Source organism: Sneathia vaginalis, assembly GCF_000973085.1.
Lineage (GTDB): Bacteria > Fusobacteriota > Fusobacteriia > Fusobacteriales > Leptotrichiaceae > Sneathia > Sneathia vaginalis.
Window position 1 is genome coordinate 263,297 of sequence record NZ_CP011280.1, and the last position, 16,641, is coordinate 279,937.

Here is a 16,641-nt window from a genome sequence, read left to right on the forward strand (position 1 = left end):
ATTAATGCAGTTGTACATTCTAAAGGAAAATAAGCCGTATAAGCAAATAGAGCTAAAGGGTAATAATGGAATATATGTGTATAAGGCTGAAAAAATTGAGGGAGGATCATATTCATTTTACATTAATGATGGAATGAAAACTTTAAGTGTGGTTTATTCTCACACTGCTCCATTTGTAAATATATTTGAAGCATATCTACAAGAAAATACAAGACCTAAACCAATAACAGGGTTTTGGCGTGGTATGGATGTATTGATAACAATAGATATAAATAATTTAAAGTTCAAATTAAAAAAGACTAAATTTACACGGTTTGTAACAAAGTTTGGTGAAAAGATAAACGATGTAGCAATAGCTGGTACTTTTAATAATTGGACACCAGAAACAAATTCCAGTGTTATTAAAAGTGATACAGAGGTAGAAACTGTACTAGATTTAGATAACGGATATTATGAGTATAAGTTCTTAATTAATGGAAAATTTGAAAGTGGTGATAATAGAAAATTAATAGTTGGAGAAAATGGTAATCTTTTCCCTAAAGGACAATTAGGAACAGGTGTTTTCTCATTCTTACCTATAGAAAATATTTCCAATATTAAAGCTATTTCTTATGATATTAACAAGATATCAAATATTGAATATGAATTTACTCTAAGAACACAGTTAATGGATGTACAAAGAGCATATATATGCTTAAAAGATAAAGAAACTAAGTTAGAACTAGTAAAAGAGTTAGAAAGATTTAGTGATTACACAAATCATTTTGACTTCTTTAAAAGACTAATAACTTTTAGTGATGATCTATTTAAGTATGATCTAGTTTTTATACTAGAAGATGGGCCTAAAAAAGCCTACTTTGATGGTAAAACATTAGAGTATAAAAGAAAAGAAGAAAATATATTATTCACTAAAAATACTGTAACTAATTTTTTCTATATCCCATCATGGACGAAAGAAGCTATATGGTATAACATATTCCCAGAAAGATTCTATAATGGTGATACCTATAACGACCCAATATTTAATGAGTTGGGTCCAGAAAGTTTTTCTATAAACAATCTGCATGAGTATAAGTTTGAAAAGGAATATAAGTGGAGAAAAAATAACATACAATTATCTAAGTTTGATAGAAATAGATGGACTTCAGACTTTAGTGATAAAACAAGATGGGAAAAAATAGGAGAGCAAGACTTATCATATGATTTAAAATATGCTCGTATGTATGGTGGAGATTTACAAGGAATAAAAGAAAAGATACCGTATTTAAAAGATTTAGGTATAAATGCTATTTGGTTAAATCCAGTATTTTATTCATATCAAAATCATAAATATGGAGCAAATGATTTTAGACATATATCACCTGATTTTGGAACAATTAGAACTACTGGATCAAAACATGGTGTGTTTGTTAGTGATAATCAAAAAACATATGTTGAAATCTTAGGAATAAACGCAAAACACAATTCAGAATTAAAATTACTTGAAGTAAATTTAGTTGGTGAGAATAAAGGTATGAATGGATATCTTGAAACAGATGATCCATCAAGTTGGGTCTGGACAGAGTCAGACTTAATAATGGTAGATTTAATAAAAGAATTACATAAAAATGGAATCAGAGTAATATTTGATGGTGTATTTAATCATAGTAGTGAAAGGCACTGGAGTTTTAATTTAGCTATGGCACAAGGACCTGATTCAAAGTATGCTAAGTGGTATAAGAATATTGACTTTACAAACTATAAACCCATAACAGATGATATGAGTGAAGAAGAAGCATACAAGACATTGATGTATAATAAGGATAATTTATCATACACTTGTTGGGCAGGATTTAAAACTTTACCAGAATTTGATTCATTTAATGTTGAATACAAAGAATACATATTCAATATTGTAATGAAGTGGATGCTAGGACCTGATGGAAAGGCTGATGATGACTTTACAGTTGATGATGGTATAGATGGATTTAGATTAGATGTACCAGGTTGCCTTGAAAATCAAGACTTTTGGAAGGAATTTAGACAAGTAGTTAAGGGTTGTAAAAAAGATTCATACATTACTGGAGAAGTTTGGAATAATGCAGGAGATGATGTGTCTAGTGGTGAAAAATTTGATGCTGTAATGAACTATGAATGGTTAAAAGCAGTTATTGGATTTTTCATAAATCAATCAGATGTAGGTGGTCCAAGTTATAGACTAAAACCTACAGACTTTTTCAATGAATTAAGAGAAAAAAGAACATGGTATCCATATCAAGCATTACAAGCTATGCAAAATTTAAATGGTTCTCATGATACTGATAGACTTTATTCAAGAATTGTAAATGATAGAATAGGACGTGACCTTGAAGAAGGAAAACAACTAGAAAAAGGATATAATGGTATAAGACCAGACTTGGCATCTAATTATCATCCTAATACGACTATAGATTGGTTGCATTCTAAAATTAAACCAAAACAAATACTAAAATTAATCTCAGTATTCCAAATGACTTATGTTGGAGCTCCAATGATATATTATGGAGATGAAGTTGGAATGTGGGGAGCTACAGACCCTTATTGTAGAAAGCCTATGTTATGGGATGAATATATGTATGATGATGAAAAGAATCCTTCATATATTAATAAGGGTGAAGTATATGAACAAAAACCAGACTTAGAGTTATTTGGTTGGTATAAGAAGATTATTGCAATAAGAAATAATAATAAGGTTTTAGTTTATGGTAAGTTTAAGGAACTTTTAGTTCTAGATGAACAAAATATAATAGGCTATGAAAGATATGATAAAAAAGTTTCTATTATAACAGTAATAAATAATTCATTTGAAAAGCAAAAAGTAGAATTTAAAACTTATCACAAAAATCAAGAATTTTTAGACTTACTAACAAATAATAAGATAAAGACAAAACTAGAAGGTGAAATGGAATTAGAACTTCTTCCAAAAACAGCTGTAATACTTAAATTAAATAAGGAGTTAAATATATGATAAATAAACAAGAAATAAGAAATGATCTATATCACGCAGTAAACGGACAATGGTTAAAAACAGCCAAAATACCTAATGATAGACCAACTACAGGTGGATTTATGGATTTAGTTTTAGATATAGAAGACAAATTAATAAAAGATTTTGATAATCTTCAACCTAAAACAAAGGGTATGGAACAATTTATAAAATACTATAACATGACAAAAGATTTTGAAACACGTAATAAAAATGGTATAAGTGATGTAAAAAAATATATAGAAAAACTAGAAAGCATAAAGAACTTAAAAGATTTAGAAAATATAAACAAAGAATGGATTTTTAAAGGTTTACCTCTACCATATTCATTTTACGTTACAGCCGATATGGCAGATGCTACAAGAAATGTACTTTGGCTTGATATACCAAGTATAATATTACCTGAAAAGGGATATTATGAAGAAGGTAATGAAGAAGCAAAAAGATTATTAGACATATATGGTAAAATGCTATATAAGTTACTAGATATATTTGGTTATTCTAAAGAAGAACAAGATAAATTAGTAGATGATACATTTAAATTCGATAGAATGATGGCACAATATATTAAAACTTCTGTAGAATTAGCTGATTATCCAAAGAGTAATAATCCAAGAACACAAGAAGAAGTAAATAAGTATTCTGAATTTTTAAATTTTGAAAAGATTGTTAATGATATTATAGGTCAAACACCAGATAAAATAGTAGTTTGTGAACCTAAATTCTATGAAAACTATAATCTTTTCTTAAATGAACAAAATATTGAACTAATAAGAAGCTGGTTAATAACAAGATTAATAGTTTCACTTAAGTCTTATCTGACAGAAGATATACGTCAAATAGGAGGTATGTATAAGAGGGCCTTATCAGGAACTAAGGAAGAAATGAGTGTTGCTAAATATGCATATTATCTATCAACAGATATGTTCTCAGAAATAGTAAGTGTATACTATGGTGAAAAATACTTTGGTAAAAAAGCCAAAGAAGATGTATACAATATGGTTAAAAGTATGATATCTGTATATGAAAAAAGACTTAAAGAAAATACATGGTTAGAAGACGAAACAAAAAAATATGCAGTTAAGAAGTTAGAAACATTAAATATATTAGTAGGATACCCAGATAAATATGATGAAGTTTATGATAAATTAGTTGTAGATGAAAAAGAAAGTTTCTTTAGTAATACAATGAGATTTTCAAAAATTATGGCAGAGCATGAATATGCTAAGTGGAATACAACTGTTAAAAAACTAGAATGGGGTATGAGTTCTAATACTGTAAATGCATACTATAACCCATCTGTAAATCATATATGTTTCCCAGCAGCAATACTTCAAGCCCCATTTTATAGCCTAACTCAAACAAAGAGTGAAAATTATGGTGGTATAGGTGCTGTTATAGGTCATGAAATATCACATGCTTTTGATAATAACGGAAGTCAATTTGATGAAAATGGTAATTTAAAGAATTGGTGGACAAAAAAAGACTATGAAACTTTTGATAAAAAAGCAAAAGCAATGATAGACTTATTTGATGGAATAGAGTTTTCTGGTGGTAAGATAAATGGTAAGTTAACTGTATCTGAAAATATAGCAGATGCAGGAGGGTTAAGCTGTGCATTAGAAGCTTTAAAAAATGGTGGAGAGTATAACTTGGAAGAATTTTTCATAAATTGGGCTAAAATATGGAGAATAAAGGCTAAAAAAGAATACTTAGACTATGTTATAAAAGTAGATGTACATGCACCAGGAGAATTAAGAGCTAATATACAACCTAGAAATTTAGATGACTTTTATAAGACATTTAATGTAGAAGAAAATGATAAAATGTATTTAGATAAGAAAAAAAGAGTTAATATTTGGTAAGGAGATGTATGGATTTATTAGAAGCTATTAAAAATAGGAAGTCTATAAGAAAGTTTACTGATGAGAGTATAAAAAAAGAAGATTTAGAAGAAATAATAGAAGTAGCAAGAAGAGCTCCAAGTTCAGTTAATGGACAACAAATAAGCTTGGTATATACTACTGATAAAAATATAATAGAAAAAATTGCACATTTAAGTGGAGGTCAAGCACAAATAAGAGACTGTTCGTGCTTTATAACCCTAATAGGGGATTACTATAGAGACAAAGTTTATCTAGAATCTGTTGGCAAAGAATTAACAGAGGATATACAAAGATTACGTGAAGTTGCTATGGTAGATGCAGGTATTATGGCTTTAACAATTAACTATGTTGCGATGGCAAAGGGTTATGGTTGCACTATTATAGGTGGAGTTAAAGATAATCCTGAACAAATTGCAGAGTTGTTAAATTTACCTAAAAATACTATAGTAGCATTAGGTATAACAATAGGTGTACCAACAAAAGAAAGTTTAGAAGGTACATTAAAACCAAGAATAAAAAAAGAAGCTTTTGCTATGGAAGATAAGTATAATAAAGAAGTACAAGTAAATGCTGTTAAAGATTATGAAAAAGTTTTAGATAAATGGTTTAAGGATATAAATGTTGAACAACCACTTTTTGGTGATGTAATTAGTAGATTTTATTCTAAATAGAAAGGTTTAAAATGCAAGAAAGATACGAATTGAACAAAAATTTAGCACAAATGCTAAAGGGTGGAGTAATAATGGATGTATCTACTCCAGAACAAGCAAAAATTGCAGAAAGGGCTGGAGCTTGTGCTGTAATGGCATTAGAAAGAATACCAGCAGATATACGTGCAGTTGGTGGAGTAGCTCGTATGAGTGATCCATATATGATAAAAGGGATTCAAGAAGCCGTTTCAATACCTGTAATGGCTAAGGCTAGAATTGGACATTTTGTAGAAGCACAAATATTAGAAGCAATAGAAATAGACTATATTGATGAAAGTGAAGTTCTATCACCAGCAGATGATAGATTGCATATAAACAAGAGAAAGTTTAATGTTCCTTTTGTTTGTGGTGCAAAAGATTTAGGTGAAGCATTAAGAAGAATAAATGAAGGTGCTTCAATGATAAGAACTAAAGGAGAACCTGGTACAGGAGATGTTATACAAGCTGTAAGACATATGAGAAAGATGAATGAAGATATAAGAAGAATACAAGGTATGACAGAAGATGAACTATACTTTGCAGCAAAAGAATTAGAAGTGCCATATGACTTAGTAGAATACGTACATAAAAATGGTAAGTTACCAGTAGTAAACTTTGCTGCAGGTGGAATAGCAACACCAGCAGATGCTGCACTTATGATGCAATTAGGAGCAGAAGGTGTCTTTGTTGGATCAGGAATATTTAAATCAGGAGATCCAGAAAAAAGAGCTAAGGCTATAGTTGAAGCTGTTACAAATTATGATAAACCAGAGATATTAGCTAAAATATCTGAAAATTTAGGACAAGCAATGGTAGGTATAAACGAAGAAGAAATAAAGGTATTAATGGCTGAAAGAGGTAAATAGAATGGTAATAGCAGTATTAAGCCTTCAAGGTGCATTTATAGAACATGAAAATATGTTAAAAAAAATAGGTGTAGATTGTTTTGAAATAAGAAACAAGCAAGACCTATCAAGACATTTTGATGGCTTAATTTTACCTGGTGGTGAAAGCACTACCATGGGTAAATTATTACATGATTTAGATTTATTTGATACATTGAAAAAAAGAATAGAAGATGGATTATGTGTTTTTGGAACTTGTGCTGGAATGATACTTTTAGCTAGAAAGATAAATAATGATACAAGAGTTCATTTTGGCTTAATGGATATTGAAGTTAAAAGAAATGCATACGGTAGACAATTAGGTAGCTTTAAAACAGTTGAAGAATTTAAAGGTATAGGTAAGGTACCTATGGTATTTATCAGAGGACCGTATGTAGAAAGAGTTAGTGAAAATGTAGAAGTTTTATCTACAGTTAATAATAATATTGTTGCAGTTAAGCAAAACAATATGTTAGTAACTGCATATCATCCAGAATTAACAGATGATACAAGAGTACACGAGTACTTTATTTCTATGATTAAGAAAACAAAAAATGGAGATGAAAAATTAAAATGAAGAAGTTTATTTTAGCTTTGTTTTTAGCTTTTCAAATTTTTTCATATTCAAAAGAATTTAGAATTATGACATATAACATATATGGAGGGAGATTAACTAATCCTAAGGAAATATCAGATGGTATAAAAAAATATGAACCAGACTATATTGCACTGCAAGAAGTTGATAAAAATACTATAAGAAGTAGCTTTAAAGATTTTACTAAAGAAATGGCAGATAATTTGGGGTATAAGTATTACTATTTCCAAAAAGCATTGGATTATCAAAATGGAGAATTTGGAATATCAGTTATTTCAAAGTACCCTATAAAAAATCTATATATTCATGAATTACCATCAACTGGAGCTGAAAAAAGACAAGTGATAGTTACTAAACTTAATGATTCATTATGTATAGTAAATACACATTTGGGCTTTGGTGATGATAATAAGAAACAAGTTTTAGACTTATTAAAAGTAATAGACTATGTTCCTGGTGAAGAAAAGATTGTATGTGGTGATTTCAATTTAACACCAGATACACAGGAGTATAATGAAATCTGCAAGGAATATATTGACACATATAATGAAAAATCTGAAAAAAGAATAGACTATATTTTTCTAAAAAAAGGTGAAAATATAAGCATAGATGAAGCAAAATTTGTGAATGTAAAAAATGACAAAGGAGAAGAATTATCAGACCACAGACCATATATCGTTAAGTTAGATATGAAACAAGATATTGATAAAAAATCAACAGAAATAAACAAACACTAAAAAAAATATAAAAAAATACTATTGAAATACCATACACTTTTATGCTAAAATTATCTCACATAACTAAATTAGGGGGTAATGATTTGAAAAAGTTTTTTAAAAGTGCTATGGTATTTTCTTTAATAACATTAGCAATATCATGTGGACCTGGTAAGAGAAGATCAGAATTAGGTCTACAAAAACAAGAATTTAAGTTCCCACAAATTTATGAGTCTAAAGAAAAGGCAATAAAAGGTGGAACATATAAAGTGGCAGTAGTTAGCCAATCGCCTATGAATGGAATATTCTATGGTCTATTAATTGATTATGTTACAGATTCATATTTTGAAGGACCTATGGCAGCACCTTTATTCGTAAATGACCATGACTTTATGACAGGAGATAGAGGACTTGCTAAAACTAATATTGATGTGGATAATAAGGTGGTTACAGTCACTTTAAGAGATAATTTAAAGTGGGATGATGGACAACCATTAACTATTGATGACTACATTTTCACATATGAAGTTATAGGTAGCAAAGAATATACTGGTACAAGATATGATGATAGTTTAAGACAAGTAATAGGTATGGAAGAATATCACCAAGGTAAGGCAGATAAAATTTCTGGATTAGAAAAAGTTAATGATACAACTTTAAAAATTCACTTAAAGGAAGTAAGTCCATCTGTATACTATAGTGGTGGAGGTATATTACAAGGTATTATGCCAAAACATCATTTACAAGATGTAGCAGTAAAAGATTTAATGAAGTCTGAAAAAGTTAGATTACATCCAGTTGGAGCAGGACAATACAAGGTTAAACAAGTAATACCTGGTGAAAGTGTTGAATACGTTCCAAATGAAAATTACTATAAAAAAGAGGATATACCTCAAGTTAATAATATGATAATTAAAATATTACCTGATTCAGCAGTATTAGCATCAATGAAAGCAGGAGAATATGATTCATATATTCAAGTATCACCAGATCTATATACAGAATACAAAGATTTAAACAATCTAGTTATTTTAGGTAGACCAGCTATATCTTATTCATATTTAGGATTTAATTTAGGACATTTTGATCCTAAAAAAGGTGAAAATATAACTAATACAAATGCTAAGTTATATGATATTAATTTAAGAAAAGCTATAGGATATTCTATTAATGCAGAAGAAATTATATCAAGCTTCTATAATGGACTAAAAGAACGTGCAAACGGTGTAATACCTCCAGCATTTGAAAAAGTATATGAAAAGAAAGCAAGATATACATACAATCCAGAAAAGGCAAAAGAAATACTAGATAAAGCAGGATACAAAGATGTTGATGGAGATGGAATTAGAGAAGATAAGAATGGTAAACCATTAGAAATACACCTAGCAATGGCAGCAAGTGGTGAAATAGCAGAACCATTAGCACAAAAAGTTATACAAGACTGGAAAAAAGTAGGATTAAACGTTACTTTATCTGGAGGAAGATTAATAGAAGGAAATAGCTTCTTTGAAAAGATTAAGGCTAATGATAAAGATATAGATATGTGGCTTGCAGGATGGTCAGTAGGAACAACATTAGACTTAAATGGAATATATTCAAGAAAATCACCATTTAATGTTGCTCGTATATCAACACCTGAGAATGATGAATTAATCTTAAAGACAAATTCATTACAAGCAACAAAAGATCCTAACTTTAGAATACAAGCTATAAGAGAATGGGAAGAAAATTATATGAACAATGTATTAGGATATTTCCCATTATGGGTAGGATATGAATTATTCCCAATTAATAAGAGAGTTAAATATTCAAATTGTCTATATGATGATAGTGGAATAAAAACACCTCATCCAACAGCACTAACAACAATGGAAACTATCTCAGCAAAATAAGCATCAAATTGATGCTTTTTTTTTATACATTAATTTTACTTATGTAAACATAAAAAAAATATATTTTACAAAAATAAAAAAAGGTGTATAATGGTTCTATATAAGCATTAGGAGGAAGATATATGAATAAGAGAGGTTTTAAATTAGCAGCAGCGATGCTTGCGTGTATATTAAGTGTGGTAGCATGTGGACCAGGTCAAAGAAAATCAGATAAAGCTTTTAATGGACCAGATGAATCTAAATTTCCATTAACGTATGAATCAAAGGATAAAGAAATTAAAGGTGGAGTATATAAAGTTGGTGTATCAAATCCAAATCCTATTAAAGGAATATTCTCACCAGTATTGCAAAATGATGAAGTTGACTTTTATTTTTCAACATACTTTGATGCACCGTTATTTGAAAATGACGAAAACTTTGATGTAACAGATAAAGGATTAGCAAAATTAGATATTGATACAGATAATAAGACAGTTACTGTAACTTTAAAAGACAATTTAAAATGGGATGACGGACAACCTATGACTATAGATGACTATATTTACACTTATGAAGTAGTAGGTAATAAAGACTATACAGGTGTTAGATACGATAATGGTATGGCAAAGATTGTAGGTATGGAAGATTACCATGAAGGTAAGGCAGACTCTATAAAAGGATTAGAAAAACTAAGCGATACAGCTGTTAAAATACATTTTGAAGAAATGTCACCAGTTATGAGAAAAGGTCTAGGTGGATTATGTAGTAATATTATACCAAAACATATATTAAGTAAAATACCAATAAAAGACTTAGAAAAATCAGATCCTGTAAGATTACACCCAGTTGGTGCAGGTCCATTTAAGGTAGTTAATGTAGTTCCAGGTGAAAGTATAGAATGTGTACCAAATCCATACTACTACAGAAAAGATGATATGCCAAAAGTTGACAAATTAATAGTTAAAGTTGTTCCAACTTCATCAGTATTATCATCAATGAAAAATGGTGAATATGATCAATATAAGGGAGTAACTGAAGATATATATACAGAATATAAAGACTTTGATAACCTAGTAACTTTAGGTAGACCAGCTCTATATTATCAATACTTAGGATTCAACCTTGGAACATGGGATAAACAAAAAGGTGAATGTGTTCCAGATAAGAATGCAAAGATGTATGATATTAATTTAAGAAAAGCTATGGCTTATGCACTAGATATGGATACAGTAACAAAGAGCTTCTATAATGGTCTAAGAACAAGAGCAAATGGTGTTATCCCACCTATATTTAAAGATGTTTATGATCCAACTCCTACATATACATATAACCCTGAAAAGGCAAAAGAAATACTAGATAAAGCAGGATATAAAGATGTAAATGGAGATGGAATTAGAGAAGATAAGAATGGTAAACCATTAGAAATATTCTTTGGTATGCCAGCAAGTAGTGATTCTGCAGAACCTATGGCACAAAAATATATCCAAGACTGGAAAGCAGTTGGACTTAAAGTTAGCTTATCTGGAGGAAGATTAATAGAAGGAAATAGCTTCTTTGATAGATTACAAGCAAACGATAAGGGTATCGATATATGGCTTGCAGCATGGGGAGTTGGAACAGCAATGGACTTAAATGGTACATATAGTATTAAATCACAATTTAACTTCTCACGTTATTCAACACCTGAAAATGAAGAATTAATAAATAAGGTAAGCTCATTAGAAGGACTAAAAGACCCAGAATATAGAGTTAAATCTATTAGAGAATGGCATAAAAACTACATGAATAATGTATTAGGATTCTTACCAGTAGCATTTAAGTTTGAATTAACTCCATATAATAAGAGAGTTAAGTTTGCTACTATGTCAATAGACCCTAAGGTATCTGAAGGTAAAGTAATGGCAGTAACAGCACAACAACCATATAAATCAACTAAATAAGCTAAAAAAATGTGGAGTTTATCCACATTTTTTTGTAGACAAAACTTTTTAATTGTGTTATCATTAATGTAATTAGATAGAGGCGCACTTTTTATAAGTATACTGTGGAGATGGCAATCAATGAAGTAGTAAAAAGGAAACGGTGCCGAAACACTAGTAAGGCATTACTAGGAGTTGGGTATATAGAGAATATCTATGTAACTGTCATAATATTATGATGTGCTATCAGTATATATAAAATATACCACTGATAGCTAATCTATCAGTTTTTTTATAGGAGATGATTAGCTTGAAAAAAATTATTTTAAGTTTTCTTTTATTCCTTGCTACTTTATCATGTGGTACAGATAATAGAAAAGTTTTAAAAGTAGGAATGGAAGTAGGGTACGCACCTTTTAACTGGTTTCAAGAATCAGGTGAAAATGGTGCAGTAAAGATATCTTCAGGATATGCTGGAGGATATGACGTAGAAATTGCAAAGATAATTGCAGATAAACTTGATATGAAATTAGAAATTGTACCAAGTGACTGGGATTCATTATTAGGGCCAGCAGTTAATTCTGGTAAAGTCGATCTTGTTATAGCTGGTATGTCACCAACTGATGAAAGAAAGAAAAGTCTAGATTTTACAAAATCATATTATGATTCAGATATAGTGGTTGTAGTAAAAAAAGATGGTAAATTTAAAGATGCAAAGACATTAAATGATTTCAAAGGAGCTAGAATAACAGGACAATTAAATACTATACACTATGACTTGATTAATCAATTAAATGGTGTAAAGAAAATGCCAGCAATGGATAATTTTCCTAGCATGGTTGTAGCATTGAATTCAGATAAGATAGACGGATATATGGCTGAAAAACCAAGTGCATTATCTGCAAAGTTTTCTGATCCATCAATTACATATGCTAATGTTGAAGGATTTAAGTACAATAAAGATGAAGTTAATGTTGCTATTGGTATAAAAAAGGGTAATAAAGAACTTGTAAATAAGGTTAATGAAGCATTAGATGGAATAAGTAAAGAAAAAAGAGAAAAATTAATGGAATTTGCTATTAAGCATCAACCTTTAGGTAAAGATGTAAAGAGAAGCTTTATTGGTTGGATAGTAGAAATATTAACTACATACAGCAGTAAGTTTTTAATGGGTACATTGGTTACAATATTCTTAGCAATATTTGGAACTTTTGTAGGTGGACTAATAGGTATGATAGTAGCATTAGTTAATACAAGTAAGAAAAATAGGGTACTAAAGGTTATAAACTACATTTATGTGTTGGTATTTAGGGGAACACCGATGATAGTACAAGCAATGATATTTTACTATGGATTAGGGCAAATATTTGGTATTAACTTAAAACCATTAGTTGCTGCTATGATAATAATCTCAATAAATACAGGTGCATATTTATCAGAAATATTCAGAGGTGGAATAATTTCTATAGATACAGGTCAGTATGAAGCAGCAATATCATTAGGATTTACTCACAGACAAGCTATGGAATATGTAGTTTTACCACAAGCATTTAGAAATGTATTGCCAGCAATAGGAAATGAATTTATAGTAAATATAAAGGACTCATCAGTTCTTTTTGCGATAGGTGTAACAGAACTATATACAGTATCAAAACAAATTGCAGGAACAAACTTTAGATATTATGAAGTATTTATCATTACTTGTGTAATATACTTCATATTAACAACTGTATTTAGTCGTTTAGTAGCATATATGGAACAAAGATTAGATGGGTGATAAAAATGATATTAAAAATAGAGGATTTAAAGAAAAAATATAAGGATAAAGAAGTTTTAAAGGGTATAAACTTTAGTGTTGAAAAAGGTGAGGTTATAAGCATAATAGGACCATCTGGAGGTGGAAAATCTACACTTTTACGTTGTATAAATTTACTTGAAACACCTACTAGTGGTAATATATATTTTAAAGATGAAAAGATAAGTGCAACTGAAAAGTATAGACAACAAGTAGGAATGGTATTCCAAAACTTTAATTTATTTAATAATCTAACAGTTATAGAAAATTGCATATTAGCACCTAAAAAATTATTAAATTTAAGTGATAAAGAAGCAAGAGATCAAGCAAAAAGATATTTAGAAAAGGTTGGTATGCTAGACTTTATTAACGCAAGACCTAAAAGTTTATCTGGTGGTCAAAAACAAAGAGTCGCAATAGCAAGAGCATTATGTATGAAGCCAGAGATTCTATTATTCGATGAACCAACATCAGCACTAGATCCAGAAATGGTATCAGAAGTATTAAAAATCATTGTTTCACTAGCAAAAGAAGGTATGACAATGTTAGTTGTTACTCATGAAATGAGCTTTTCAAAGAATGTATCTGATAGAATATTATTCATGCAAAATGGAGTGATCGCAGCAGATATTAAACCTAGCGAAGTGGAAAAGAATGAAAGAGTAAGAGAGTTTATGGAAAAAGATTAAAGACAAAAGCACTTAATTTTTTAAGTGCTTTTTGCTTATACTACACTTTTTTTCATAGCCATTACACCATATTTGGCTATGAAAAATCAATAATAGCGAGATTATACAAATAAAAAAGTGCCAAAGTAATTTGACACTTTTTCTTTATAGTTAACTATTCGTTTGCACCATATTTTTTCATTAATTCATTCATTTCTGATTTTTGTTCGTTTTCTTTAACTCTTTTTTCAGAAAGGATGATAGATGATTTCTTTTCATTTGAATCGATTATAGTTGCTGTTATTGTATCACCAACTTTGTAATCACCAACAACTTCTCTTTGAGGTATTAAACCTTTAAATCTTTCAGTTAATTCAACTAATAGACCACCTTCAAGTTTATCTGTAACAGTTAAATCTAGAACTTGTCCAACCTTGTATTGTTCCATAGCTTCAACCCAAGGTGAGATGTACATTTCTTTTATAGAACCAGATATTTTCTTGTTTTCTTTGTCTATATCTATAATTCTAAATTCAATTTCATCATTTTCGTTGAATACAGTTAATTCACTCTTAGTCCATGCATATTCATTTCTACGAATAAATGCTTCTAATCTATTATCCATTTCAACAAACATTCCATAGTCTTGAGCAAATAGGACTTTACCTTTAACTATATCTCCTATACTGATAATATCATCAATGTTTTCCCATAATTCATCTAAAATAGCTTTTGCACTAAGAGATATTCTTTGTTTTTCATCATTTAATTGTTCAATAACAAAAGTAATTTTATCTCCAACTTTAAAGTTTTTATCTAGTTTAAAGAATTTTCTGTAATTAATATCAGAGATGTGCATGAATCCTTCATCATTTGTACCATCTATGTTAATTACTAAACCAAAATCAAGTATTTCTTTTACTACTCCAGTTCTCTTTTCTCCTACCTTGTATTTTTCTCTAGTTGTAAGCCAAGGATCTGGTGTTAATTGCTTTATACTAAATTTAATTTTAGCTTTTTCTTTATTTAATTCAATAATTTTAACTTCTACTTCTTGTCCAACTGAAAGAACAGATTTAATATCTTTTGTTTGTCCCCAACTTAGTTCAGATATGTGTAATAGACCTGTAGTAGGACCTAATTCAAGTATAGCACCAAAATCAAGTATTTCTTTTACTTTAGCCTTAACAACATCACCAAGTTGTAAAGTGTTAATGAAGTCTAAAACTTCTTTTCTCGCTAGGTCAGTTCTAGATAATGTGATTCCCTTCTTTGTTTTTTCTTTAATTAAGAAATCAAAAGTTTTACCTACAATTTCATTTCCTTTTGCACCTGAAAGTGAAAGTGGTAAGAAGGCATTAACATTCTTAACCTTTACGTTATATCCACCCTTGATTTGTTTAATAACAGTTCCTGAAACTACATCTGAAACATTGTAATTTTCAAGTTCACGAACTCTATCAAGAGCTAATTTAGATACTATTACGAAGTCTTCCTCAGTTCTGATGACTTGTACAGAAACTTTATCACCAACATTCAAGTCGCTTATTTCAAATGATCTGATTCTCCCTTCTAGTTTACTACTAATATCTAGAAAAGAATAATCAACATCCTTTCTTGTAATAGTAGCTTCAACTACTGCTCCAGATTTATAGTCCCCTGGAAGGTAGTCGTTTAATAGTTGTTCAAAACTCATATCGCTCATAAAATAATTCTCCTTACTCATTGAATTTCAAGACTTCTACTAGATTCTTCAATTTACTTAAAATATCAATTTCATCTTTTTCATTTCCAGTTATAGAATTGGCTTCTACAACAAACTCATCGCCTAAACCTAATGATAAAAGCATAAGACCCATAATATTTTTACCGTCCACCCTTTCACCGTTAGCGATTACTGATATATCTCCATTGAAATTTTCGGTAAAATTAACAAATTTAGTTGATGGTCTTGCGTGAAGACCTTGTTCGTTCTTAATTTTTAATTTAATACTTTTCATAACTTCACCTTAAATAACATTATATACTAAAATAGTATAAAATGCAATTTATAATTTATTTTTTGTGTGGTATAATAGGGTTACTAAAAATAAGGAGGTAAATCATGTTTGGTTTAATTTTGATTTATGTAGGGCTAGTTTTAATAAATAATGGATTAGCAGGAGTAATAGGGTTTGATAAAAAAGCAACAGCTGTATTAAACTTAATTTGTGGTTGTATAATATTTTTCTTTAATGTAGTATCAGCCGTACTTTTAGTAACAAGTGGAGCACAAAGTACTTCATTTTTCGGACCAGCAGTAGGATTCTTATTCGCAATAACATACTTTTTCCTATTTGCAAATACAGTATTTTCATTAGATGTAAGACCATTTGGATATTTTTGCCTATTCGTATGTATTAACGCATTAATAGCAGCATATCTTGATAAAGCAAATTTATATGCACTTTTAATATGGATAGCTTGGGCATTCTTCTGGTTCTTAGGTTTTGTTGAATGTAGTTTGAATAAGAGTTTAGGTAAGTTTTCATCATATGTTGCAATAGCTGAAGGTATATTTACAGGATGGCTTCCAGGATTATTAATCTTATTAGGTTTATGGAGTTGGTAATAG

13 protein-coding genes and 1 riboswitch are annotated in these 16,641 nt (G+C 29.5%); of the genes, 11 read left to right on the forward strand and 2 right to left on the reverse strand.

All coding sequences use genetic code 11. From position 1 onward, the window contains the following. Positions 1-4: 4 nt before the first annotated feature. From VC03_RS01285 to VC03_RS01330, 10 genes are all read left to right on the forward strand, one after another. Positions 5-2,986, forward strand: coding sequence for an alpha-amylase family glycosyl hydrolase (locus VC03_RS01285; protein WP_046328314.1), 2,982 nt, complete (start codon positions 5-7; stop codon positions 2,984-2,986). Continuing rightward, a complete protein-coding gene (locus VC03_RS01290; protein WP_046328315.1) occupies positions 2,983-4,869 on the forward strand; it encodes a M13 family metallopeptidase in 1,887 nt (628 codons plus the stop codon). Before VC03_RS01285 ends, VC03_RS01290 begins: the two co-directional genes overlap by 4 nt. Positions 4,870-4,877: 8 nt before the next feature. Next, positions 4,878-5,561, forward strand: a complete 684-nt coding sequence (locus tag VC03_RS01295; RefSeq protein WP_046328316.1) for a nitroreductase family protein — start codon at positions 4,878-4,880, stop codon at positions 5,559-5,561. Between the two features lie 11 nt (positions 5,562-5,572). Then, positions 5,573-6,445, forward strand: a complete 873-nt coding sequence (gene pdxS / locus VC03_RS01300) for a pyridoxal 5'-phosphate synthase lyase subunit PdxS (RefSeq protein ID WP_046328317.1) — start codon at positions 5,573-5,575, stop codon at positions 6,443-6,445. 1 nt (position 6,446) lies between these two features. After that, positions 6,447-7,040 carry a pyridoxal 5'-phosphate synthase glutaminase subunit PdxT gene (pdxT, locus tag VC03_RS01305; protein WP_046328318.1) on the forward strand — a complete coding sequence of 198 codons (594 nt, stop codon included), beginning with the start codon at positions 6,447-6,449 and terminating at the stop codon, positions 7,038-7,040. Then, entirely contained in the window at positions 7,037-7,795 is a 759-nt protein-coding gene (locus VC03_RS01310) for an endonuclease/exonuclease/phosphatase family protein (RefSeq protein WP_046328319.1), read from the forward strand. The genes pdxT and VC03_RS01310 overlap by 4 nt, the downstream gene beginning before the upstream one ends. A gap of 83 nt (positions 7,796-7,878) precedes the next feature. Next, entirely contained in the window at positions 7,879-9,666 is a 1,788-nt protein-coding gene (locus tag VC03_RS01315; protein ID WP_052727647.1) for an oligopeptide ABC transporter substrate-binding protein, read from the forward strand. Between the two features lie 122 nt (positions 9,667-9,788). Beyond that, positions 9,789-11,585, forward strand: coding sequence for an oligopeptide ABC transporter substrate-binding protein (locus VC03_RS01320; RefSeq protein ID WP_046328320.1), 1,797 nt, complete (start codon positions 9,789-9,791; stop codon positions 11,583-11,585). Positions 11,586-11,654: 69 nt separating this feature from the next. Then, positions 11,655-11,818, forward strand: a riboswitch (Lysine riboswitch). Positions 11,819-11,865: 47 nt separating this feature from the next. Further along, positions 11,866-13,341 (forward strand): ABC transporter substrate-binding protein/permease, encoded by a 1,476-nt coding sequence (locus VC03_RS01325; protein ID WP_046328321.1) that lies wholly within the window; start codon positions 11,866-11,868, stop codon positions 13,339-13,341. Positions 13,342-13,346: 5 nt separating this feature from the next. Next, complete coding sequence (locus tag VC03_RS01330; RefSeq protein ID WP_046328322.1) at positions 13,347-14,048, forward strand: amino acid ABC transporter ATP-binding protein; 702 nt, start codon at positions 13,347-13,349, stop codon at positions 14,046-14,048. A gap of 154 nt (positions 14,049-14,202) precedes the next feature. Here VC03_RS01330 and VC03_RS01335 read toward each other — a convergent pair whose 3' ends face one another. Continuing rightward, positions 14,203-15,732: a S1 RNA-binding domain-containing protein gene (locus VC03_RS01335; RefSeq protein WP_046328323.1), complete on the reverse strand. Its 1,530-nt coding sequence runs from the start codon at positions 15,730-15,732 to the stop codon at positions 14,203-14,205. Between the two features lie 13 nt (positions 15,733-15,745). Then, entirely contained in the window at positions 15,746-16,027 is a 282-nt protein-coding gene (locus VC03_RS01340; RefSeq protein WP_046328324.1) for an HPr family phosphocarrier protein, read from the reverse strand. 104 nt (positions 16,028-16,131) lie between these two features. On the opposite strand from VC03_RS01340, the gene VC03_RS01345 reads away from it, so the two are divergent. Then, positions 16,132-16,638 (forward strand): AmiS/UreI family transporter, encoded by a 507-nt coding sequence (locus VC03_RS01345; protein ID WP_046328325.1) that lies wholly within the window; start codon positions 16,132-16,134, stop codon positions 16,636-16,638. Positions 16,639-16,641: the final 3 nt, after the last annotated feature.